Source organism: Streptomyces puniciscabiei (assembly GCF_006715785.1).
GTDB lineage: Bacteria > Actinomycetota > Actinomycetes > Streptomycetales > Streptomycetaceae > Streptomyces > Streptomyces puniciscabiei.
Map to the genome: position 1 here is coordinate 47,739 of NZ_VFNX01000005.1, position 19,866 is coordinate 67,604.

General features: G+C 73.3%; 20 protein-coding genes and 1 pseudogene. 13 read left to right on the forward strand and 8 right to left on the reverse strand.

Annotated elements, in window-relative coordinates:
* The first annotated feature begins 117 nt into the window (after positions 1-117).
* The 3 genes from FB563_RS39555 to FB563_RS39565 all read left to right on the forward strand — a co-directional run bounded on the left by FB563_RS39555 (position 118) and on the right by FB563_RS39565 (position 3,339).
* A complete protein-coding gene (locus tag FB563_RS39555) occupies positions 118-537 on the forward strand; it encodes a hypothetical protein (protein WP_055709150.1) in 420 nt (139 codons plus the stop codon).
* A gap of 2 nt (positions 538-539) precedes the next feature.
* A complete protein-coding gene (locus FB563_RS39560) occupies positions 540-1,322 on the forward strand; it encodes an SDR family oxidoreductase (RefSeq protein WP_107100759.1) in 783 nt (260 codons plus the stop codon).
* Positions 1,323-2,181: 859 nt separating this feature from the next.
* Positions 2,182-3,339: an acetyl-CoA C-acetyltransferase gene (locus tag FB563_RS39565; RefSeq protein WP_055709148.1), complete on the forward strand. Its 1,158-nt coding sequence runs from the start codon at positions 2,182-2,184 to the stop codon at positions 3,337-3,339.
* A 115-nt stretch (positions 3,340-3,454) separates the two neighbouring features.
* On the opposite strand, the gene FB563_RS39570 is transcribed toward FB563_RS39565, so the two are convergent.
* From FB563_RS39570 to FB563_RS39585, 4 genes are read right to left on the reverse strand one after another with little or no spacing between them, the layout of a single operon-like run.
* Positions 3,455-4,504, reverse strand: a complete 1,050-nt coding sequence (locus FB563_RS39570) for an NAD(P)H-dependent flavin oxidoreductase (protein ID WP_055709171.1) — start codon at positions 4,502-4,504, stop codon at positions 3,455-3,457.
* Between the two features lie 11 nt (positions 4,505-4,515).
* Positions 4,516-5,289, reverse strand: coding sequence for a CoA-transferase subunit beta (locus FB563_RS39575; RefSeq protein WP_055709147.1), 774 nt, complete (start codon positions 5,287-5,289; stop codon positions 4,516-4,518).
* On the reverse strand, positions 5,282-6,154 hold the full coding sequence (locus FB563_RS39580; protein ID WP_055709146.1) for a CoA transferase subunit A: 873 nt from the start codon (positions 6,152-6,154) through the stop codon (positions 5,282-5,284). Before FB563_RS39580 ends, FB563_RS39575 begins: the two co-directional genes overlap by 8 nt.
* Positions 6,151-6,927 (reverse strand): enoyl-CoA hydratase family protein, encoded by a 777-nt coding sequence (locus FB563_RS39585; RefSeq protein WP_055709145.1) that lies wholly within the window; start codon positions 6,925-6,927, stop codon positions 6,151-6,153. The genes FB563_RS39580 and FB563_RS39585 overlap by 4 nt, the downstream gene beginning before the upstream one ends.
* A gap of 79 nt (positions 6,928-7,006) precedes the next feature.
* Between FB563_RS39585 and FB563_RS39590 the strand changes: the two genes are divergently transcribed.
* The gene (locus FB563_RS39590; RefSeq protein ID WP_055709144.1) at positions 7,007-7,783 is read left to right on the forward strand and encodes an SDR family oxidoreductase; all 777 of its coding nucleotides are present in this window, start codon (positions 7,007-7,009) and stop codon (positions 7,781-7,783) included.
* Between the two features lie 34 nt (positions 7,784-7,817).
* A complete protein-coding gene (locus FB563_RS39595; RefSeq protein WP_055709143.1) occupies positions 7,818-8,729 on the forward strand; it encodes an SDR family oxidoreductase in 912 nt (303 codons plus the stop codon).
* A 100-nt stretch (positions 8,730-8,829) separates the two neighbouring features.
* Here FB563_RS39595 and FB563_RS39600 read toward each other — a convergent pair whose 3' ends face one another.
* Positions 8,830-9,591, reverse strand: coding sequence for an alpha/beta fold hydrolase (locus FB563_RS39600; RefSeq protein WP_055709142.1), 762 nt, complete (start codon positions 9,589-9,591; stop codon positions 8,830-8,832).
* A 29-nt stretch (positions 9,592-9,620) separates the two neighbouring features.
* Positions 9,621-11,270, reverse strand: a complete 1,650-nt coding sequence (locus tag FB563_RS39605; protein ID WP_244329075.1) for a carbohydrate binding domain-containing protein — start codon at positions 11,268-11,270, stop codon at positions 9,621-9,623.
* A gap of 342 nt (positions 11,271-11,612) precedes the next feature.
* Between FB563_RS39605 and msrA the strand changes: the two genes are divergently transcribed.
* On the forward strand, positions 11,613-12,134 hold the full coding sequence (gene msrA / locus FB563_RS39610; protein ID WP_055710307.1) for a peptide-methionine (S)-S-oxide reductase MsrA: 522 nt from the start codon (positions 11,613-11,615) through the stop codon (positions 12,132-12,134).
* Between the two features lie 140 nt (positions 12,135-12,274).
* Here the strand turns inward: msrA and FB563_RS39615 are convergent, their stop codons facing one another.
* Complete coding sequence (locus tag FB563_RS39615; protein ID WP_055710308.1) at positions 12,275-13,348, reverse strand: NAD(+)/NADH kinase; 1,074 nt, start codon at positions 13,346-13,348, stop codon at positions 12,275-12,277.
* A 175-nt stretch (positions 13,349-13,523) separates the two neighbouring features.
* Between FB563_RS39615 and FB563_RS39620 the strand changes: the two are divergent.
* Positions 13,524-14,240: pseudogene (locus FB563_RS39620) on the forward strand (MFS transporter); the annotation flags it as partial.
* Positions 14,241-14,310: 70 nt separating this feature from the next.
* Entirely contained in the window at positions 14,311-16,008 is a 1,698-nt protein-coding gene (locus FB563_RS39625) for a purine-cytosine permease family protein (RefSeq protein ID WP_142219239.1), read from the forward strand.
* Between the two features lie 71 nt (positions 16,009-16,079).
* On the opposite strand, the gene FB563_RS39630 is transcribed toward FB563_RS39625, so the two are convergent.
* Positions 16,080-16,274, reverse strand: coding sequence for a DUF2795 domain-containing protein (locus FB563_RS39630; protein WP_055705858.1), 195 nt, complete (start codon positions 16,272-16,274; stop codon positions 16,080-16,082).
* 163 nt (positions 16,275-16,437) lie between these two features.
* On the opposite strand from FB563_RS39630, the gene FB563_RS43375 reads away from it, so the two are divergent.
* The 5 genes from FB563_RS43375 (at position 16,438) to FB563_RS44700 (ending at position 19,265) form a co-directional block, all read left to right on the forward strand.
* Positions 16,438-16,590, forward strand: coding sequence for a hypothetical protein (locus tag FB563_RS43375; protein WP_159045501.1), 153 nt, complete (start codon positions 16,438-16,440; stop codon positions 16,588-16,590).
* Between the two features lie 9 nt (positions 16,591-16,599).
* The gene (locus FB563_RS39635; RefSeq protein WP_055705859.1) at positions 16,600-16,923 is read left to right on the forward strand and encodes a DUF2795 domain-containing protein; all 324 of its coding nucleotides are present in this window, start codon (positions 16,600-16,602) and stop codon (positions 16,921-16,923) included.
* 106 nt (positions 16,924-17,029) lie between these two features.
* Entirely contained in the window at positions 17,030-18,544 is a 1,515-nt protein-coding gene (locus FB563_RS39640) for a purine-cytosine permease family protein (RefSeq protein ID WP_055705860.1), read from the forward strand.
* Positions 18,541-19,092, forward strand: a complete 552-nt coding sequence (locus FB563_RS39645) for a cysteine hydrolase family protein (RefSeq protein ID WP_055705861.1) — start codon at positions 18,541-18,543, stop codon at positions 19,090-19,092. Before FB563_RS39640 ends, FB563_RS39645 begins: the two co-directional genes overlap by 4 nt.
* Positions 19,089-19,265, forward strand: coding sequence for a GntR family transcriptional regulator (locus tag FB563_RS44700; protein ID WP_234357716.1), 177 nt, complete (start codon positions 19,089-19,091; stop codon positions 19,263-19,265). Before FB563_RS39645 ends, FB563_RS44700 begins: the two co-directional genes overlap by 4 nt.
* Positions 19,266-19,866: the final 601 nt, after the last annotated feature.

A 19,866-nucleotide genomic window follows, 5' to 3' on the forward strand; every position in this document is an offset into this window, starting at 1 on the left:
CCCCCTCCTCGGCACCGGTCCGCTGCATGGCGTGCGACATCCGCCCTCCTTCCCTAACAAGTGTTTGGTAGGTTAACGTACGGCCCATCAGGCGTCGAGAGCCCTCCGGAGCCGCCCATGAGCAGCGTCGAGGAGCCCCGCAGCGAGGTCCGCGGCCGGCTGCGGGCCGCTCCGACCGGCGAGCCGGCCGTTCTCCCCGGACGCGACGGCCCCGGTCGTGGCGCCCAGGCCGATACGCAACGCCTCGTCCACGAGTGGGACTTGGCGGCCGCGGGCCGGGCCTGTGCGGGCCGGCCGGGCGAGTACGGCGGCCGGGCCGCGAGCGCACCGGCCCCGCCGGACCACGCCGGCGGCTTCGACGTCCTGCGCATGCCGGACGGCATCGCGGCGGCCGGACCGACCGGCGGGCAGCGGCTGTTCCCCATCTCCCGCGCCGACGCCGACTGCGCCGACGCCAACCGCGCCGGCTCCGTCCGGACTCGCCGTACGACCACCGCCGAGCGCGTCCTCGGCCTGCCGAAGGAGGCCCGCCCGTGAGCATCCCCCCGCCGCCCTATGTTCCGGGTCACGCCCTCCTCCAGGGCCGTACCGCCGTGGTCACCGCCGCCGCGGGCGCCGGCATCGGCGGTGCGACCGCCCGTCGGCTGCTGGAGGAAGGTGCCCGCGTCCTGCTCTCCGACGCCCACGCCCGCAGGCTGAAGGAGTCGGAGGCGGCGCTGGCCGCGGAGTTCGGGGCGGACCGCGTCGCGGCACTGCCCTGCGACGTCACCGACGAGGACCAGGTCGCCGCGCTCTTCGACTTCGCGGTGGAGCGGCACGGGTGCCTGGACGTCGTCGTGAACAACGCCGGACTCGGCGGCACCGCCGACCTGGTCGAGATGACCGACGCTCAGTGGGACAAGGTCCTCGACGTCACCCTCACCGGCACCTTCCGCTGCACCCGCGCCGCGCTGCGCCGGATGAAGGCGGCGGGCGCCGGGGGCGTCGTCGTCAACAACGCCTCGGTGATCGGCTGGCGGGCGCAGCGGGGCCAGGCGCACTACGCCGCCGCCAAGGCCGGGGTCATGGCCCTCACCCGCTGCGCCGCCGTGGAGGCCGCGGAGTACGGGGTGCGGGTGAACGCCGTCTCGCCCAGCCTCGCCATGCACCCGCACCTGGTGAAGGTCACCACGCCGGAGCTGCTGCGGGAACTGACCGCCCGCGAGGCCTTCGGCCGCTGGGCCGAGCCGTGGGAGGTCGCCAACGTCATCGTCTTCCTGGCCAGCGGCTACTCCTCGTACCTGACCGGGGAGGTCCTGTCCGTCAGCAGCCAGCAGGCCTGAGCCGGGACGACGGTGCAGCATGAGCAGCGGGACGACCGCCGCGGGGTCCTCGCCCGAGCGGCGCGAGGAACTGCCGCGGCCGCAGCCGGGGTGTCCGCCGGGCAGGGCCGCACCGCCACCACCGGCCGCCGGATCCGGCCGCCGCCCGGACACGCGCGGGCAGCGGCCGTCCTCGCCTGCGGGCGTCCGGGACGACGGTGCAGCATGAGCAGCGGGACGACCGCCGCGGGGTCCTCGCCCGAGCGGCGCGAGGAACTGCCGCGGCCGCAGCCGGGGTGTCTGCCGGGCAGGGCCGCACCGCCACCACCGGCCGCCGGATCCGGGCCGCCGCCCGGACACGCGCGGGCAGCGGCCGTCCTCGCCTGCGGGCGTCCGGGACGACGGTGCAGCATGAGCAGCGGGACGACCGCCGGGGGGCCCTCGCCCGAGCGGCGCGAGGAACTGCCGCGGCCGCAGCCGGGGTGTCCGCCGGGCAGGGCCGCACCGCCACCACCGGCCGCCGGATCCGGGCCGCCGCCCGGACACGCGCGGGCAGCGGCCGTCCTCGCCTGCGGGCGTGGTCCCGGGGACAGCGCCTGGGACACGCGTGTCCCCCCGCCGACGCGCAGATCCGGTTCGAGCAGGGGTGGCCGGGAACGCCGGAGCACAGGACGGCCGTCGAGCTCTTCCGTGCCGGGCTCGGCGTCCGGCTCATCTGCCGCTTCGCGCGCGACACCGTGGGGTCGCCGCGTCCTGGGACCGGCCGGACGGACGGCACCGCACGCAGGAGATCGCCCGCCCGTGCCCGTCGACGGTGCCGGAGGGCACCGCGACGCCGCGCATGAGACCGCAGACATCACCGATCCCCCAAGGAGGGGCCATGGCCGAGGCATACATCGTCGAAGCGGTTCGCACGCCGGTCGGCAGGCGCGGCGGCGGGCTGGCCGCCGTCCACCCGGCCGATCTCGGCGCCCATGTGCTGAGGGCGCTGATGGAGCGCTCGGGCGTCGACCCAGCCGCCGTCGAGGACGTCGTCCTCGGCTGCCTGGACACCGTCGGCCCGCAGGCCGGCGACATCGCCCGTACCTGCTGGCTGGCCGCCGGGCTGCCCGAGGAGGTGCCGGGGGTGACCGTGGACCGCCAGTGCGGCTCCTCCCAGCAGGCCCTGCACTTCGCCGCGCAGGCGGTGCTCTCCGGCACCCAGGACCTGGTGGTCGCGGGCGGGGTGCAGAACATGTCGATGATCCCGATCGCCTTCGCCACCCGCCAGGCGGCCGAGCCCCTGGGGCTCACCCAGGGCCCCTTCGCCGGCTCCGAGGGCTGGCGGGCCCGCTACGGCGACCGGCCGGTCAACCAGTTCGCCGGCGCCGAGATGATCGCCGACAAGTGGGGCATCTCCCGCCGGGACATGGAGGAGTTCGCGCTCCGCTCCCACCAACGGGCCGTCCGCGCCATCGACGAGGGCCGCTTCGACCGCGAACTCGCCCCCTACGGGGAGGTGACCCGCGACGAGGGGCCCCGCCGCGACACCACGCCGGAGAAGATGGCGGCGCTGAAGCCGGTGGTCGAGGGCGGCCGGCTGACGGCCGCCGTCTCCTCCCAGGTCTCCGACGGCGCCTCCGCCCTGCTGATCGCGAGTGAACGAGCCGTGCGGGAACATGGTCTGACGCCCCGCGCCCGCGTCCACCATCTCTCGGTGCGCGGCGAGGACCCCATCCGGATGCTGTCCGCGCCGATCCCGGCCACCGCGTACGCTCTGAAGAAGGCCGGGATGACCCTCGATGACATCGACCTCGTGGAGATCAACGAGGCCTTCGCCTCCGTGGTGCTCGCCTGGCTGAAGGAGACCGGCGCGGATCCGGAGAAGGTCAACGTCAACGGCGGCGCCATCGCCCTCGGCCACCCGCTGGGCGCCACCGGCACCAAGCTCATGACCACGCTGCTGCACGAGCTGGAGCGCACCGGCGGACGCTACGGCCTGCAGACCATGTGCGAGGGCGGCGGCCAGGCCAACGTCACCATCGTCGAGCGGCTCTGACCCGCCGCTCCCCCGCCGTCTGTGGCCGTGCGCAGGCGGCGGGGTTCGTGACCTCACCGCGCCGGCCACGGCGAGGCCGGCGGGACATTGCCCGATCGAGCGCGCCGGGACAGTGCTACTCGGCCGACGGCAGCCCGCGGAGGACGGCCCCGGCCTCCGTCATGATCCGGTCCACGAGCCCGGCGCAGGACGGCAGGTCGTGGATCAGACCGGCGACCTGCCCGGAGGCCATCACACCGAGGTCGGTCCGGCCCTCGACCATCGACGCCCTCAGCAGCATGGGGGTGTTGGCGGCCAGCAGGACCTGACTCCAGGTCAGCTCCTTGCCGTGCCGCATGGCCAGGCCGTCCCGGACCATCCGCGCCCAGCTCGTGCCGGACAGCGCTTTGAAGGACGCCGCGTGACGTACGGCGCGCAGCAGCGCCGTCGCCCGGCCCGAGCGTTCCAGGGAGTCGACCAGTTCGGTGCGCAGCATCCGGTGGGGGAGCCCGTCGACCCTGGTCGTGACGGTCACGTCGTCCACCGTGGCCGCCAGGTACCGGGCCTTGACCGCGTCGGGGACGGTGCTGTCGGAGGTGAGCAGGAAGCGGGTGCCCATGGCGATCCCCGCGGCACCGTAGGCGAGGGCGGCGACCAGGCCGCGGCCGTCGTGGAAACCGCCGGCCGCGACGACCGGGATGCCGACCGCGTCGACCACCTGGGGAAGCAGGACCGTGGTGGCGACCTTCCCGGTGTGCCCGCCGCCCTCCCCGCCCTGCACCACCACCGCGTCGGCGCCCCACGCGGCGACCTTCTCCGCGTGCCGCCGGGCCCCGATGGACGGGATGACCACCACGCCGGCGTCCTTCAGCCGGGCGATCAGCTCCCGGGAGGGCGCGAGCGCGAACGAGGCGACCCGCACCCCCTCCTCGATGATGATCCGCACCCGTTCGGCCGCGTCCGAGGCGTCGGCCCGCAGATTGACCCCGAAGGGCGCGTCGGTACGGGACTTGACCTCACGGACGGCCGCGCGCAACTGCTCCGTCGTCATGGTGGCCGAGGCGAGGATCCCGAGGGCGCCGGCCCGGGCGGTGGCCGACACCAGACGGGGACCGGCCACCCATCCCATGCCGGTCTGCACGATCGGGTGCCGTACCCCGACGAGCTCGGTCAGCGGGGTGGCGATCGCGATGCCGGTCACGCGGGCACCTCGCGGTCGCGCAGCGCCCCCGGGTCGATGACCTCGCGGATCAGCCGCAGCTCCGCGTCCGTGGGTTCGCGGGTGTACGGCACCTCGTCCGGGACCGTCAGCGGGAAGCCGGTGGCCTCGACGACCTGCTCGACCGTGACCCCCGGGTGCAGCGAGCGCAGCCGCATCGTCCGCTCGGGCGTCCGGAAGTCGAAGACGCCCAGGTCGCTGACGACGTCCGCGATGTGGTGGTACCGGGACGCGGCGGGACCGGCCGCCGCGGCACGGTCGTAGCCCACGCCGCACACCATGTCCACCCGCTCGACGAACACCCGCGTCGAGTGCCGCGGCACCCAGTAACTGGTCGGATTGTTCAGGGTGTTGGCGGGAGCGCCGCGCACACCCAGCAACTGCCGGGTGGGCCTGGCCCAGTCGCCGATGCAGGAGATGTTCTGGTTGCCGTACCGGTCGAGCTGGCTCGCGCCCATCATCACGTGCCGCCGCCCGGTCGCGACCAGGGCCAGGTGCTGCCGGAAGGGCAGCCAGCCCTCGACCACCCCGGGCCGGGCGCCGACCGCCGGGACGTCACCGATCAGCAGTGCCTCGCCGTCGGTCAGCAGCAGGTCGGGGGAGAAGGTGAGCCTCGCCAGCCGGGCACCGATCGTCGGGACGGTCCCCATCGGGCTCGCCAGCACCTCGCCCGCGCCACGCCAGGCCTCGGCGCAGGCCACCACGCAGTACTCGGCGCGCGTCGCCCTCGTCGCCGTACGGCGGTCACTCATGTGGGGCCTCCTCGTGGAACGCCGTCACCGCGGCCTGGTACGCGTCCTCGTCGCCGGACAGGAACCGCTCGGCGAAGGCCCGCCAGGCCTGCGGGTCCCGGGCCGCCCGTGCGTAGGCCCGCTGGAACGCCTCGTCACGGTCGTGGTCGGGGACGCAGGAGGTGAAGTGGGCGCCGTTCGGTGTCTCCACGACGCCGGTCACGAACGCGCGCTTGACCAGCAGGGTCTGCGGCCCGGCGTCCTTGAGCAGGTCGGCGCTGTCCACGATCCGCTCGCAGGAGACGTAGGCGGCGTCGGCGGCCTCGCAGAACAGGTCGTCGAAGTAGGGATCCGGGCCCAGGTACTGGGCGTTGCCGTGCACGTCCGCCCGGTTGAGGTGCACCAGCGCCGCGTCCAGGCGCAGGGCGGGTACGGCGACGAGTTCCTCGCCGTCCTCGTACGGCGAACGCACCGTCCGCAGCCGGGGGTTGACCGTCATCACGTCGGATCCGAGACCGGCCCGGACCGGCAGGAAGGGCAGCCGGTGCGCGGCCGCGGTGAGCCCCCACATGACCATGGCCTCGTCCAGTTCCACCAGCTCCGGCGCGCCCCGCTGCCGGGCCGCCGTGAAGTGCGGCTCCAGGGGGATGGAGTCGAGGGTGGCGAAGGCCGCGACCAGCGTGCGGATCTTTCCCGCCGCCGCGAGCAGGCCGACGTCCGGGCCGCCGCAGGAGACGACGGTCAGGTCGGTGAGGTCCGAGCGCAGCAGCGCCCGCACCAGTGCCATCGGCTTGCGCCGCGAACCCCAGCCGCCGATGCCGATCGTCATGCCGCTGTCCAGCCGGCCGACGACCTCCTCGACGGTCATCGTCTTGTCCCTGCTCATGACCGCTGCTCCTGGTCCGTGCCGACGGACTCCCGGGCCTCGCCGAAGGTGTCGCGGACGCGGTCGGCGACGCCGGTGAGGTTGGCCTCGAAGGTGAAGCCCTGCTCGAAGCGGTAGCTGCGGCGCACGTCGACCGGGTCGATGCCGTTGATCGCAGCCTTGGCCAGGCGGATCAGGGACCCGTCCTTGGCGGCGATCTCCCGTGCCAACTCCCCCGCCGCCTCGCGGAGTTGGGCACGCGGGACCACCCGCCACACCGAGCCGTGCCGGTGCAGCTCCTCGGCGGTGACGGTGCGCGAGGTGTAGTACAGGGCCCGCATCAGGTGCTGGGGCACCAGCCGGGCGAGATGGGTGGCCGCGCCCAGGGCGCCCCGGTCCAGTTCGGGCAGGCCGAAGACCGCGTCGTCGGCGGCGACGATCGCGTCGGCGTTTCCCACCAGCCCGATACCGCCGCCCAGACAGAAGCCCTGTACGGCGGCGACCACCGGGACCTCGCAGTCGTACACCGCGGCGAACGCGTCGTAGCAACCGCGGTTGGCACCGACGAGGGCCGTGTGCCCGGCCGTGCGCTGCATCTCCTTGATGTCGACGCCGGCGTTGAAGCCGCGGCCCTCGGCGGCGAGCACCACGCACCGGACCTTCCGGTCGGCGCCGGCGGCGCGCACGGCGGCGGCCAGGTCGGACCAGCCCCGCACGGGAAGGGCGTTGACCGGCGGGAAGTCCACGGTGACGACGGCGACCCCGTCTTCGGGGGCGGAGGTGGAGACACCCATGAGCGGATCAGCTACCTTTCCACCAAACGTTTGTTAGGCATGAAGGTAGCAGCGGAGCGCGCGCTGCGGGAGGTGCCCTTTGGCGGCGGTCATCGATCTCACCGGACGCGTCACGGTGGTCACCGGCGGCACCCGGGGCGTGGGCGCCGGCATCGCCCGGGCGTTCCTGGAGGCCGGCGCGGACGTCGTGACCTGCGCGCGCCGGCCCCCGCAGGCGCCGGTCGAGGCGGCCGGCCGGACGGCTCGCTTCCTCCCCGTCGAACTGCGCGACACCGACGCGGTCGGCGCCTTCTTCGAGCGGGTGCGGGACGAGTACGGGCGCCTCGACACCCTCGTCAACAACGCCGGGGGCACCCCCTTCCGGCTGCTCGGCGAGGGCGGGGCCGCACGGCACGCCCGGGTCGTGGAGCTGAACCTCCTCGCCCCCCTCACCGCGTCGCTCGCCGCGTACGAGGTGATGCGCGGTCAGCAGCGGGGCGGGTCGATCGTGATGATCGGCAGCGTCAGCGGAACCCGCCCCTCACCCGGCACCGCGGCGTACGGCGCGGCCAAGGCGGGCCTGGACAGCCTCGCCCGCTCGATGGCCGTGGAGTGGGCGCCGCGGGTGCGGGTCAACACGGTCGTCCCCGGCATGGTCCGTACCGAACTGTCGCACCTGCACTACGGGGACGAGGACGGCATCGCCGCCGTGGGCCGTACCGTCCCGCTCGGCCGCCTCGCCGCGCCCGCCGACATCGGCGACGCCTGCGTCTTCCTCGCCTCCGACCGGGCCACCTACATCAGCGGGGCGAGCCTGCACGTCCACGGCGGAGGGGAGCGCCCCGCCTTCCTCGACGCGGCAGACGTCAACAAGTGACCCGTACTCCGGCACCCACGAGAGGACCCTTCCCATGACCGGACTGTGCACCGGACGCGTGGCCGCCGTCACCGGCGCGGGCCGCGGCCTGGGCCGCGCACACGCCCTGGCTCTCGCCGCCGAGGGGGCCAAGGTCGTCGTCAACGACCTCGGCGTCGGCCTCGACGGCACCGGCGGGGCCGCCGGACCGGCTCAGCAGGTCGTCGACGAGATCCGCGCGCTCGGCGGCGAGGCCGTCGCGCACGGGGGCGACATCGCCACCGCCGAGGGCGCGGCCTCGCTCGTCGCCACCGCGCTGGAGACCTACGGCCGCCTGGACACCCTGGTCAACAACGCCGGGTTCCTGCGCGACCGCATGCTCGTCAACCTCGAGGAGGACGCCTGGGACGCGGTCGTACGCGTCCACCTCAAGGGCCACTTCCTGCCGCTCAGGCACGCCGCCGCGCACTGGCGTGCCGAGGCGAAGGCGGGCCGCACTCCCGAGGCCCGCGTGATCAACACCAGCTCCGGAGCCGGGTTGCTGGGCAGCGTCGGCCAGGGCGGCTACTCCGCCGCCAAGGCCGGGATCCTCGGCCTGACCCTGGTCGCCGCCGCCGAACTGGCGCGCTACGGCGTCCAGGTCAACGCCATCGCCCCGGCCGCCCGGACCCGGATGACCGAGCACACCTTCGCCGAGACCATGGCCGCGCCGGAGGACGGCGGTTTCGACGCCATGGCCCCCGAGAACGTCTCCCCGCTCGTGGTCTGGCTGGGCTCCGCCGCCTCCGCGGGTGTGACCGGCCGCGTCTTCGAGTCCGAGGGCGGCCGCATCACCGTCATGCAGGGCTGGCGCCCGGGCCCCACCATCGACAAGGGTGCCCGCTGGACGCCGGCGGAGGCGGGTGAGGCGGCCCTGAAACTCGTCGCCGAGGCGGAGCCCCCGCTGCCGGTGTACGGGGCGCAGTAGGTCCCGGCGGTGGCGCCCACCACGGCCCGCCGCGCCGCGTGCCCCCGCTGCGAGGGCCCCGGGCAGCGCCGTACCGGGCGTGCTCGGAGACGGGTGGTGATCACCGGCGGCCGGCGAGGAAGTCCACGATGGCCGTGACCAGTTCCGGCGCGCCGGCCGCCGTCCAGTGGTTTCCGGGGACGACGGTCCCGGTGGCGTGGGGCAGCGCCTCGATCAGCTCGGCGGCCGAGGCGGTGCGCGGATCGTCGGCGCCCGTCGCGACGAGCGTCGGTACGTCGATCCGGCCCATCTGCTCGGCCGGCGTGGCGACGAGCGAGTCGAGGACGTGGAGGAGCGCGACCGGATCCGCGTCGCCCGACCGGAGCCACCGTTCGGAGCGCTCCTCCGGCGATCCCGGCTCGAACGTCCCCCAGCCGGTGAGAACCGGCCGCAGGGACGCCCCCGCCCCGCCTCCCGTGCCGAGCACCTGACGCAGGCCCTGGCCCGCGACCGCGGCCCGGCCGGGTGCCGCGCCGCGCACCAGCATCCTCACCACGATCCGGGCACCGAGCGAATACCCCCCGAGGTCGTACTCGGTCAGCCCCAGGTGGTCGAGGAGAGCGAAGCCGTCCTCGGCCGGCACGTCCGGGGGGCAGGCGGAGGCGCCCTGGGGCTTCGCGCTCCTGCCGTGCCCGCGCAGGTCCGGCAGGATCACGCGACGACCGGCTGCCGCGAGCACCTCCGCCTGGCCGTTCAGCAGCCACAGCGTCCCGTCCCCGGTGAAGCCGTGCAGCAGCACCAGCGGCCTGCCCTCGCCCAGTTCCCGGTGGGCGAGGCGCACACCGTCACGGCCGGAACAGCAGGACACGGCGGGGTTCGGCATGCGGGGGAGCGCATACCTGTGGCGTTCTTCTAGCCGAGGGTGAAGTCGTCGGCGTGGACGTCGGACTGGCCGTACCATCCGTGGACGTAGACCGTGACCGTTCCGCTGCTTCCCGTGGTGAAGTTGACGGTCAGCTGGTTCCAGCTCGTGCTGCTGGACCAGGTGCCGGCGGTGGCGCCGCCGCTGACCCCGAGGTAGGCGTAGGGGCCCTGGACCCAACCGCTGAGCGTGTAGGCGTGGTTGGGGGACAGGGTGACGGTCTGGTCGCATTCGCCGGTCCCGCTGGAGCTCGGGGTGACCTGGAGGGCGTGGCTGCCGCTGTGGACCGGGCCGGCGACCACCGTGCTGCCGCCCGTACAGGTCCAGGGGCTCAGACCGCCGGTTTCGAAGCCGGCGTTGGTCAGCGAGCCCCCGCCGCCCCCGCCCCCGCCGCCACTGGAGGTGACGGTGAGCGTGTAGGTCGCGCTGTGGCTGCCACTGGCCGCGGTGCCGGTGACGGTGATCGGGTAGGTGCCCGCGGCCACGGAGGAGCCGGCCGTCGCCGTCAGGGTCGAGGTGCCCCCGGACGTCACGGAGCCGGGGCTGAAGGAGACACTGACGCCGGAGGGCGCGCCGGAGGCCGAGAGGCTGACGGATTCGGCGCTGCCGGAGGTGACGGCCGTGGCGACGGTGGCGGTCGTGGAACCGCCCTGGGCGACCGTGGCGGAGCCGGGCGACAGGGACACGGAGAAGTCACTCGTCGTGCCCCCGCCGCCGCCCGAGGTGCCCTCGTACGGCACGAACGCGTCCGTGAACGCCAGGCTGTTCTGGCTGATCTCGCTGCACGTGGGCAGGGAGTTGGCGCTGCCGCTGCACGGCTGGTCGCGGTTGACGGACCAGAACGCGAGCCGTCCGACGCCGTTCTGCGCGGCGAAGGTCTCCACGGTCCGGGCGTCGGCCAGGGTGAACGTCGAACCGTCGTCGTTCTTGCCGATCATCGGGGTGATCCCGAGATTGGCGTAGGTGTAACCGGAGTCGACGGACTGCATCTGTGCCAGCGTGGCCCTGGCCGCCTCGACCGCGCCCTGGCCCATCTCGGTGCCCGTGCCCGCGTAGTAGTCCATGGCCATGATGTTGACCACGTCGATCCTGATGCCCGCGTTCTTGGCGGCCTTGAGGATGTTGACGCCGTCGTTGGTCAGGCCGCTGGTCAGTACCGGCAGGGTCATGGAGAACTGCAGGCCGGGGTTGGACGCCTTGAGGTCCTTCATCGCCTGCATCTGGCGGGCCGTGGCCGCGGTGTCCGCGACGGCGGCGCCCTCGACGTCGAAGTCGAGCCGGGTGACGCCGTAGTCGTTGATGAGGGCCTGGTATCCGGCGTCGATGCTGCTCTGGGTGGAACACGTCCAGGCGAGCGGCTCGCCGCTCGCCCCGCCCGAGGAGATGATGACGGAGGCGCCCTCGGACTTCGCCTTGGCGATCTCCGGGTCGGTGTAGGAGTCGTTGCCGATGGGGAGGGTGTCGCCCCAGATCTGGTTGCAGCCTTCACCGAGCACGAACGCCGCGGTGTAGGCCTTGAGTTGGTGTCCGGTGATGGCGGTGTCGAGGAGTCCTTCCTGACTGTTGGACATGTCGACGTAGGGAGCCACGGAGTAGACGCTGCTCGCCGCCGCGGCGCTGCCGGCCGGTGCCGAAGCCACGACGGCTCCGGTGGCCGCGAGCGTGAGCGCGCATGCGGAAGCCGCAAATCTTGCCAGGTGCATGACAGTTCCCCTTCTGGGGGTGCCTCGGGCGTGGAGGGGTGGGTGGTGGTGCCGTGCGAGCCGAGTTGGTACATACCAAAGCGCCGGTGGGTCACCCCGTCAAGAGGACTAGACCAACTCGATCCATCCGGATTCCCGATGCCCGGACCCGCGTGCGGATCGGGCAGAAGGTTCGCGGACAGGGGCGAAGGCCGGACGAGCGTGGGCCGTATTAGGCTGGGTGACCATGGAACCGGCACGTCCACGACCGCGCCGGGCTCGAGCTTCAGGGAGTGACCGATGACCGTGGGAACCGAGCGGGCCGTCCTGGCGGGCGGTTGTTTCTGGGGCATGCAGGATCTGATCCGCAAGCAGCCGGGCGTGGTCTCCACTCGCGTCGGCTACAGCGGCGGTGACACACCGAACGCGACGTACCGCGATCACGGCGACCACGCCGAGGCCATCGAGATCCTCTTCGATCCCACGGTGACGAGCTACCGCGACATCCTGGAGTTCTTCTTCCAGATCCACGATCCGACCACGCGGGACCGCCAGGGCAACGACATCGGGCGCAGCTACCGGTCCGCCATCTTCTACGGCGACGAGGAACAGCACCGCGTCGCCCTGGACACGATCGCGGACGTCGAGGCGAGCGGGCTGTGGCCGGGGAAGGTGGTCACGGAGGTGGAACCCGTGGGCGACTTCTGGGAGGCGGAGCCCGAGCACCAGGACTACCTGGAGCGCTACCCCAACGGCTACACCTGCCACTTCCCGCGACCGAACTGGAAGCTGCCGAAGCGGGAGTCGTCCACGACGGACTGACCCGGTGACCGCGTGAGGCGCCGGCGGGGGGCATGAGCGCGGCGCGGGGCCGGGATCCCGTCGCGCACCCCGCCCAAGAGGACGGCTGCGAACGGCTGTTGACCGGTGTGTGGGCTGTGGGTTCCCACCGCCCCCGGTTCTCAGGACAGCCGACGCCCCTCCTCGGGAGCCGGGGGCAGCGCGAGGTGGGCCAGGTCGCCCGGCCGGGGTGAGGTGATGGGCCACAGGGGAGCGGCCTTCCCGTCGGCTAGCGCGGCAGGCGCGTCCGTGAGGTTCATCCGCTCGCGCAGCCGGCCGTAGAAGTCCATCGGGCCCAGCCGGACCGCCTTCAGCCGGCGTGGCGCGGCGTACACGCCGATCCAGTCCCCGGGGCCGAGCACGCCGCGCAGCTGACCGTCGATGCTGACGGCGGCCTGTCCCGACCGGTCCAGGACCCGCAGGGCGATGGGCTCGTCGGGCGCGGCCACGACCGAGCGGTTGAACACCATGTGCGGCGCGACCGGAGTGAAGACCAGCCCCTCCGCGCGCGGCGAGACCACCGGGCCGCCGGCGGCGAAGCTGTACGCGGTGGACCCCGTCGGCGTGGCCACCAGGAGCGCGTCGGCGGAGTAGCTGGCCAGCAGCCGGCCGGCCAGATACACCCCCACCGACACCTGCCGGTCCCTGGCGAGCTTCTCCACGACGACGTCGTTGAGAGCCGTGACGTTGAGGGCGACGCCCCAGTCGTCACCGACCTCGCACTCCGACCGCACGCGGGGCGGCGGCAGCATCGGCCCGCGGCCGTACCGCAGCAGCGCCTCCATCTGCGCGGGCACCTCCAGCCGGCAGGACGCCCGCATGGTGAGGAGCATCCGGCTCTCCACGGTGATCCGCTCGGACCGGACCGCGTCCAGCGCCGTGCGCACCGCCGAGGCCGGGACCTCGGTGAGGAAGCCGACGCGCCCGAGGTCGACGCCGAGGACCAGGGCGTCGTTCTCGGCCGCCATCCGGGCGCCGCGCAGAAAGGTGCCGTCCCCGCCGAGGGTGACGATGAGGTCGGGATCGCCCGCCGCGTCGACCTCCTCCCGGGCGCTGTGCCGCGCCCCCTCCCGCCACACGTCGATGTCCGCGCACCCCACGGCGTGCTCCGCGCACCACTCGCGCACCACTTGCGCGGCGGCCACGGCCTCGGCCCGGCCGCCGTGCACCACCAGGCCGATCCGCTGCACCGTCATACCCACCTCCCAGCCGGCTGCTCCCGCCCGCCATCCTCACCGCCGCCCGCTCCCGCGCCGAACGCGCCACGCCGCGCCGGGTGGGCGTGCGTGTGAACGTGCGTACCGCCTACCCGGGCCGCCGCACTCCGGACCACGCGACCGCGCACAGGGGCGCGACAGCCGTCCGCGCGGGCGGTACGGCGCCGGCGGGCGGGGCTGTAACCGCACGCCGTCGTTCGTGAAGCTGTCGCTGGTCGTGGTGTGCCGCTCGGTCGTGTTCATCGGGCTGAGCAGCTTTCTCTCCCTGTACGCCGGGCAGCGCCTCGGAGGAAGCGCGGCCGCCGGCACCGCCGCGCTGTTCGTGCTCCATCTCGGCGGCGCCGTCGGCTCCGTGCTGGGCGGCGCGCCGGCGGAGCGGTGGGACCGGGTCACGGTGTGCCGCTGGTCCTACCTGGTCTCCGTAGCGGCGGTCGCGGGTGTGGTGTTCGTCGCTGGTCCCGCGCTGTACGCGTGCGTGGCGCTGACCTCCGCCGGCCTGTACGTGCCGTTCTCCCTCCGGGTCACGCTCGGCCAGGACTGTCTGCGCGCCCGCGTCGGTACGGCGGGAGGCATCACCCTGGGCCTGGCCGTCAGCGTCGGCGGTCTCGCGAGCCCGCTCATCGGCAGGCTCGCCGACGCCACCACCCCGCGGACCGCCCTGACCCCGCTCATCCTCATGCCGGCGCTGAGCCGGCTCCTGCTGCGCACCCTGCCCGAGCCGGCCACCGCGCGGAAGGCCACCGAGAAGGAAGCGGAAGGCCACCGGGAAGGAAGGGGAAATGCACCCGCACCCGACGGCCCCGCGCCGGTGACCAGCGGCGATCCCCCTCAGCATGTCCGCCGTCGTAAAGGAGGCGAAACGGCGCAGTAATGACGCGGCGCGAACCTTCCCTGCAACGCCTCGGGGCCACCGAGGCGGACCGCAGGAAGAGGGAGCAGCCGTGACGGAGACCGTCGACAATCAGGCGCCGCCAGCCCCGCCGTCCTCCCCGGGCGCCCGGACGTACAACGGGTGGACGCAGAACGACACCCTGGAGGACTACTCGCTGCGCTACGCGCCCAAGTCCTTCCGCCGCTGGACGCCGTACGTCGTGGCCACCACGGCCCTCGGCGGCATCGCCTATCTCGCGGACTTCGCCATCGGCGGCTCGATCGCCGTCTCCCACGGCTTCGCCAGCGCCATGGTGGCGATCCTGACCGCGGCGGTGGTCATCTTCCTCACCGGCATCCCGATCTCGTACTACTCGGCGAAGTACTCCATCGACATGGACCTGCTGACCCGGGGCGCCGGATTCGGATATCTGGGCTCGACGCTGACCTCGGTGATCTACGCGAGTTTCACCTTCATCTTCTTCGCCCTGGAAGGCTCGATCATGGCGCAGGCGCTCGAACTGGGCCTGCACATACCGCTGCCCGTGGGCTACGTCATCTGCTCGCTGATCATCCTGCCGCTCGTCGTGTACGGCATGACCGCGCTGTCGAAGATGCAGGTGTGGACCCAGCCGGTCTGGCTGGTGCTGATGGTCGCGCCGTTCGTGTCCATCGCGATCCAGGAGCCCGGGAAGTTCGCCGAGTTCACGCATTTCGCGGGCAACTCGCCCACCGGGTCGAGCATCAGCATGCTCGGGGTCGGGGCGGGCGCCGGCGTCGCCCTGTCGCTGATCGCGCAGATCGGGGAGCAGGTCGACTACCTGCGCTTCATGCCCGACAGGACGGCCGGCAACGGCAGGCAGTGGTGGGCCGCGGTCCTCGGTGCCGGGCCCGGGTGGGTGGTGCTGGGCGCGCTGAAGCAGATCGGCGGCGCCTTCCTCGCCTTCTGCATCGCCTCGAGCGTGGGGCTGGCCAAGGCCAACGAGCCGATCCAGCAGTACGTCCACGGGTTCGGGACCTTCGCCGCGCCCGTCGCCCTGGGGCTGGCCACCTTCTTCGTCATCCTCTCCCAGGTGAAGATCAACTCCACGAACGCCTACTCCGGTTCGCTGTCCTGGTCGAACTTCTTCTCCCGGCTGACCCACCGTCACCCCGGCCGCGTCGTCTACATCTTCCTCAACGTGGGCATCGCCCTCGCCCTGATGGAGGGCGGCGTCTTCGGCTTCCTCAACACCGTCCTCGGGTTCTACTCCAACGTGGCGATCGCCTGGATCGGCGCGGTCGTCGCCGACCTGGTCATCAACAAGCCGCTGAAGCTGAGCCCGTCGTACATCGAGTTCAAGCGGGCCCACCTGCACCACTTCAACCCGGTCGGCTTCGGTTCCATGCTGATCGCGTCGGCGGTGTCCATCGCCGCGTACTTCGACGCCTTCGGCAAGGCGTTCTCCCCCTTCATCGCGCTGTTCCTCGCCATGGTGCTCTCGCCGCTGTTCGCCGTGCTCACGAAGGGCAAGTACTACATCGCCCGCGCGGACGTTCTGGACGAGCCGCTGCTCGGACCCGACGGGCTGCCCTCGGCGGCCACCCTGACCTGCTCGGTGTGCGCGACCGGCTTCGAACGGCCGGACATGGCCGGCTGCCCCTTCCACCACGGCGCGATCTGCTCGCTGTGCTGCAGCCTGGAGAAGGACTGCCACGACACGTGCAAGGCCGGGGGCGCCGCCGGCCCGGTCGCCCTGGGCCTGCCCGCCGTGCGCGCGCAGGACTGAGCCCGGCCGCGTGTGCGCGGAACGCGCGGTGGCCGGGGCGAGGTGCCCCGGCCACCGCACACCGCGGCCGGTCATTCGTTCTGGAAGACGGCCTTGCTCACCTCGGCGGGGTTCTGGAACTCCTTCTTCCCGAGGTGCGCGATGCGCTCGGTGACCTCCTTGGACGCGTGGTTCTTCTCGGCGACCTTCCGAAGCTGGTCGGAGTTCGCCGGGTACTCCGCGCCGGACAGCGCTTTCTGCAGGTCAGGGGGGTTGATACCCGCCATGGCTCCTCCAGGCGGTGAGATGGTCCTCGGTACACCGGCGCCGCAACGCCGCGCCGGGACTGCCCAGGTACCCACCCACTGGCAGCGGATTCACGGATCTCCCCCTGTCTTGGGACCCGTGACGGACGGGTACCCGAGGGCTTTGGAACCGGCACGGACGCGTGTGGGAGGCCCCCTGAGCGAGAGCACCCCTTCGCAGGCCGAGGGCGAGCGGGAGCCGGGCAGCGCGGAGGCCGAGCAGCCGTCGCGTACGACTCCGTCCCAGGCCGAGGGCGAGGACACCGCGGACGAGAACGCCGAGGAAGGCGACGAGTGAGGAGGAGCCATGAGCACGGCACGCACCAGCGTCCCCGAGGTGCTGGCCGCGCTGAAGGACGTGTCGTACCCGGCCGACAAGGACCGCCTGGTCACGGCCGCGCGTGAGGCGGGCGCGTCGGACGAGGTCGTCAAGGCCCTGCGCGGCATCCCCGCCGAGCAGTACACCGGCCGCGAGGACGTGGCGAGGTCGGTACGGGTGGATCCGGACTCCGACCTCGACCGCACCGCCGCACAGCGCGCGGAACAGGCACGGGAGGGCGGCAAGCCGGGACTCTCCCAGCACCTGCGGGAGGAGCCGAGGACACCGATCCAGGAGGAGTTCGACCGCTGAACCCACGAGGACCGGCCGGGCCGTTGGACGAAAAGGCCTGACGGCCCGCCGGCCCGGCTCTAGCGTGAGGGGACACGTCTGGACAGGTAGGGCAGGTGGCTCGGCGATGACGCAACCGCAGGAACCGCTCGACAGCACCGGCGGCAGATCCGCCGGCCGCCCGCTGCAGGTGGAGACTCACGGCCTCGACGTCATCGGGGACGCGGAGCGCAAGGGCACCCCGCGTTCGCTGTTCTGGCCCTGGTTCGGCGCCAACGTCTCCGTACTCGGCCTGAGCTACGGCGCCTTCGCGTTCGGCTTCGGGATCTCCTTCTGGCAGGCCCTCGCGGCCGGAGTGCTCGGCATCGCCGGCTCGTTCCTGCTGTGCGGGGTCGTCGCGGTCGCCGGGAAGCGCGGCTCGGCGCCCACGATGGTGCTCAGCCGGGCGGCGTACGGAGTGCGCGGCAACCGGCTGCCGTCCGTGATCTCCTGGATGCTCACCGTCGGCTGGGAGACCGTCCTCACCGCGCTCGCCACGATGGCCACCGCGACCGTCCTCGGCCGCCTCGGCTGGGGCGGCGGCACCGGGACCGAGATCGCCGCCCTCGCGGTCGTGGCCGCGCTGACCGTCGTCGGCGGAGTCATGGGCTTCGACCTGATCATGCGGCTGCAGACGGTGATCACCGTGGTCACCGGCTTCCTCACCGTCGTCTACGTCGCCCTCGTCGCCGGCCACATCCACTGGAGCACGGTGAGCGCCGTGCCGTCCGGCTCCGCGCAGGAGTTCATCGGCGCGCTGGTGTTCATGATGACCGGCTTCGGCCTGGGCTGGGTGAACGCCGCCGCCGACTACTCCCGCTATCTGCCCCGGAGTTCCTCCAGCCGCGGGGTGATCGGCTGGACCACCTTCGGCGCCTCGGCGGCCCCCCTGCTCCTGCTGGTCTTCGGCCTGCTGCTGGCCGGTTCCTCCCAAGCGCTGAGCAAGGCCGTCGCGGCCGACCCGATCGGCGCGCTCACCACGATCCTGCCCACCTGGTTCCTGGTGCCGTTCGCCGTGGTCGCCGTGCTCGGCCTGGTCGGCGGCGCAGTCCTCGACATCTACTCCTCGGGCCTCGCCCTGCTCTCCGCCGGCCTGCCGGTGCCCCGCTATCTGGCCGCTCTCCTCGACGGCGTCCTGATGATCGCCGGCTCGGTCTACATCGTGTTCTTCGCCGGCGACTTCCTCGGCCAGTTCATGGGCTTCCTCACCACGCTCGGCGTCCCCATCGCCGCCTGGTGCGGCATCGTCCTCGCCGACCTCGCCCTGCGCCGCCGCGACTACGACGACGGCGACCTCTACCGCCCGCACGGCCGCTACGGCGACATCGCCCCGGCGCCCCTGCTCCTCACCCTCGCCGCCACGGCCGTCGGCTGGGGCCTGGTCACCAACACCGCCGCGAGCTGGCTCACCTGGCAGGGCTACCTCCTCGGCCCCGTGGGCCTCGGCGGCAGGGCCGGTGCCTGGGCCTACGCCAACCTCGGCGTCCTGGTGTCGCTGGCCGTCGCCTTCCTCGGGCACCTGCTGACGGGCCGGGGCCGGGTCCACGCCCAGGAGGCGCGGGCACCGAGCCCGGTGACCGACGAGGAGGTGCTCCACGCATGACCGGCGGACACCTCGCCGTCATCGACATGCAGCGTGTCTTCGCCGACCCGGCGAGCCCATGGGCCACGCCCCGGTACGCCGACGCGGCGGCGGGGGTGCGCAGCCTGCTGCCGGCCTTCGCGGGCCGCGTCACCTTCACCCGCTTCCTGGCCCCCGGGGAACCGGCCGGGGCCTGGCGCGCGTACTACGACCAGTGGCCCTTCGCCCGGCAGCCCCCGGACGCCGAACTCTGGCGGCTCTCCGGCGAGTTCGCCGGCCTGGCCGACCACGTCGTGGACGCCACCACCTTCGGCAAGTGGATCCCGGAACTCGCCGCGCGCGTCGGCCCGGACGACCGTCTGGTCCTGGCCGGTGTCAGCACCGAGTGCTGTGTGCTCTCCACCGCCCTGGCCGCCGCCGACGCCGGCACGGAGGTGCTGGTGGTCGCGGACGCCTGCGCGGGCGCGGACGACGACTCCCACCTCAAGGCCCTGCAGATCATGGAGCTGTACCGGCCGCTGGTCCGGGTCACCACGGTCGACGAGCTGCTCGCCGAGGCCGGGCCGTGACCGGCGTTCCGCTCGAGCACCAGCGGATCAGCCGGATCCTCGCCCGGGAGATCCGCGACGGCAGCGGCCGGGCCGGTGCGCGGCTGCCCGGCGAACACGTCCTCGCCGAGCGGTTCGGCGTCAGCCGTACGGCCGTGCGCGCGGCCCTCGCCGAACTGTCCGAGGAGGCCTGATCACCACCCGCACCGGCAAGGGCTCGTACGTCCTCTTCGCCGGCGGGCCGCCGGAGGACCGGCTCGCCGGGGCCCGCGCCCGGGCCGTGCGGGGCGTGGCCACCAGCGTGCGCGCCCTCGCCGCACACGAGACGCACGAGAGAGCGCCCACGCCGCCGAACTCCGTCTGGGGGAGGGCGAGTTCGTGTACGGGGGGGGCGGATCCGCGAGCTGGTCGCGACGGGGCCGTGGTGTCGTACGAGTGCAGTTACCTGCCGCCGGGGCCGGTGATCCGCGAGCCGGCCGCCCGCGGCCTCGGCGAGGAACCGCTCACCGAGCTGCTCCTGCGGGCCGGGCTGCGGCCCGACCATGGGAGCAGCGGGTCTGCGGGCGGCTGGTCGACACCGGGGAGGCGGAGCTGCTGCGCCGCGCGCCGCGGGACTGGTTCCCCAGGGCACGGCGTCCCAGTCACGCGGCCGACGGTTCCTTCCCCGACACACTCCTCCGGCACCCGGTCGCGCAGGCCGCGTCCCAGCAGGCGAGGAACCACGCCCATGCCGTCGGATCCTGATTGCCGGGCCGGGGCTGTACCGGCGTACCGGGCACCCACCGGCACTGGCGA

What these genes read in the sequence shown, in the direction of transcription:
- FB563_RS39595 (WP_055709143.1), top strand. Translation starts at nt 7,818, where the DNA reads ATGACCGGACTGTGCACCGGACGCGTGGCCGCCGTCACCGGCGCGGGC.
- FB563_RS39645 (WP_055705861.1), top strand. Translation starts at nt 18,541, where the DNA reads ATGACCGGCGGACACCTCGCCGTCATCGACATGCAGCGTGTCTTCGCC.
- FB563_RS39640 (WP_055705860.1), top strand. Translation starts at nt 17,030, where the DNA reads ATGACGCAACCGCAGGAACCGCTCGACAGCACCGGCGGCAGATCCGCC.
- FB563_RS39580 (WP_055709146.1), bottom strand. Translation starts at nt 6,154, where the DNA reads ATGAGCAGGGACAAGACGATGACCGTCGAGGAGGTCGTCGGCCGGCTG.
- FB563_RS39615 (WP_055710308.1), bottom strand. Translation starts at nt 13,348, where the DNA reads ATGACGGTGCAGCGGATCGGCCTGGTGGTGCACGGCGGCCGGGCCGAG.
- msrA (WP_055710307.1), top strand. Translation starts at nt 11,613, where the DNA reads ATGACCGTGGGAACCGAGCGGGCCGTCCTGGCGGGCGGTTGTTTCTGG.
- FB563_RS39630 (WP_055705858.1), bottom strand. Translation starts at nt 16,274, where the DNA reads ATGGCGGGTATCAACCCCCCTGACCTGCAGAAAGCGCTGTCCGGCGCG.
- FB563_RS39555 (WP_055709150.1), top strand. Translation starts at nt 118, where the DNA reads ATGAGCAGCGTCGAGGAGCCCCGCAGCGAGGTCCGCGGCCGGCTGCGG.
- FB563_RS39635 (WP_055705859.1), top strand. Translation starts at nt 16,600, where the DNA reads ATGAGCACGGCACGCACCAGCGTCCCCGAGGTGCTGGCCGCGCTGAAG.
- FB563_RS39575 (WP_055709147.1), bottom strand. Translation starts at nt 5,289, where the DNA reads ATGAGTGACCGCCGTACGGCGACGAGGGCGACGCGCGCCGAGTACTGC.
- FB563_RS39585 (WP_055709145.1), bottom strand. Translation starts at nt 6,927, where the DNA reads ATGGGTGTCTCCACCTCCGCCCCCGAAGACGGGGTCGCCGTCGTCACC.
- FB563_RS39565 (WP_055709148.1), top strand. Translation starts at nt 2,182, where the DNA reads ATGGCCGAGGCATACATCGTCGAAGCGGTTCGCACGCCGGTCGGCAGG.
- FB563_RS39600 (WP_055709142.1), bottom strand. Translation starts at nt 9,591, where the DNA reads ATGCCGAACCCCGCCGTGTCCTGCTGTTCCGGCCGTGACGGTGTGCGC.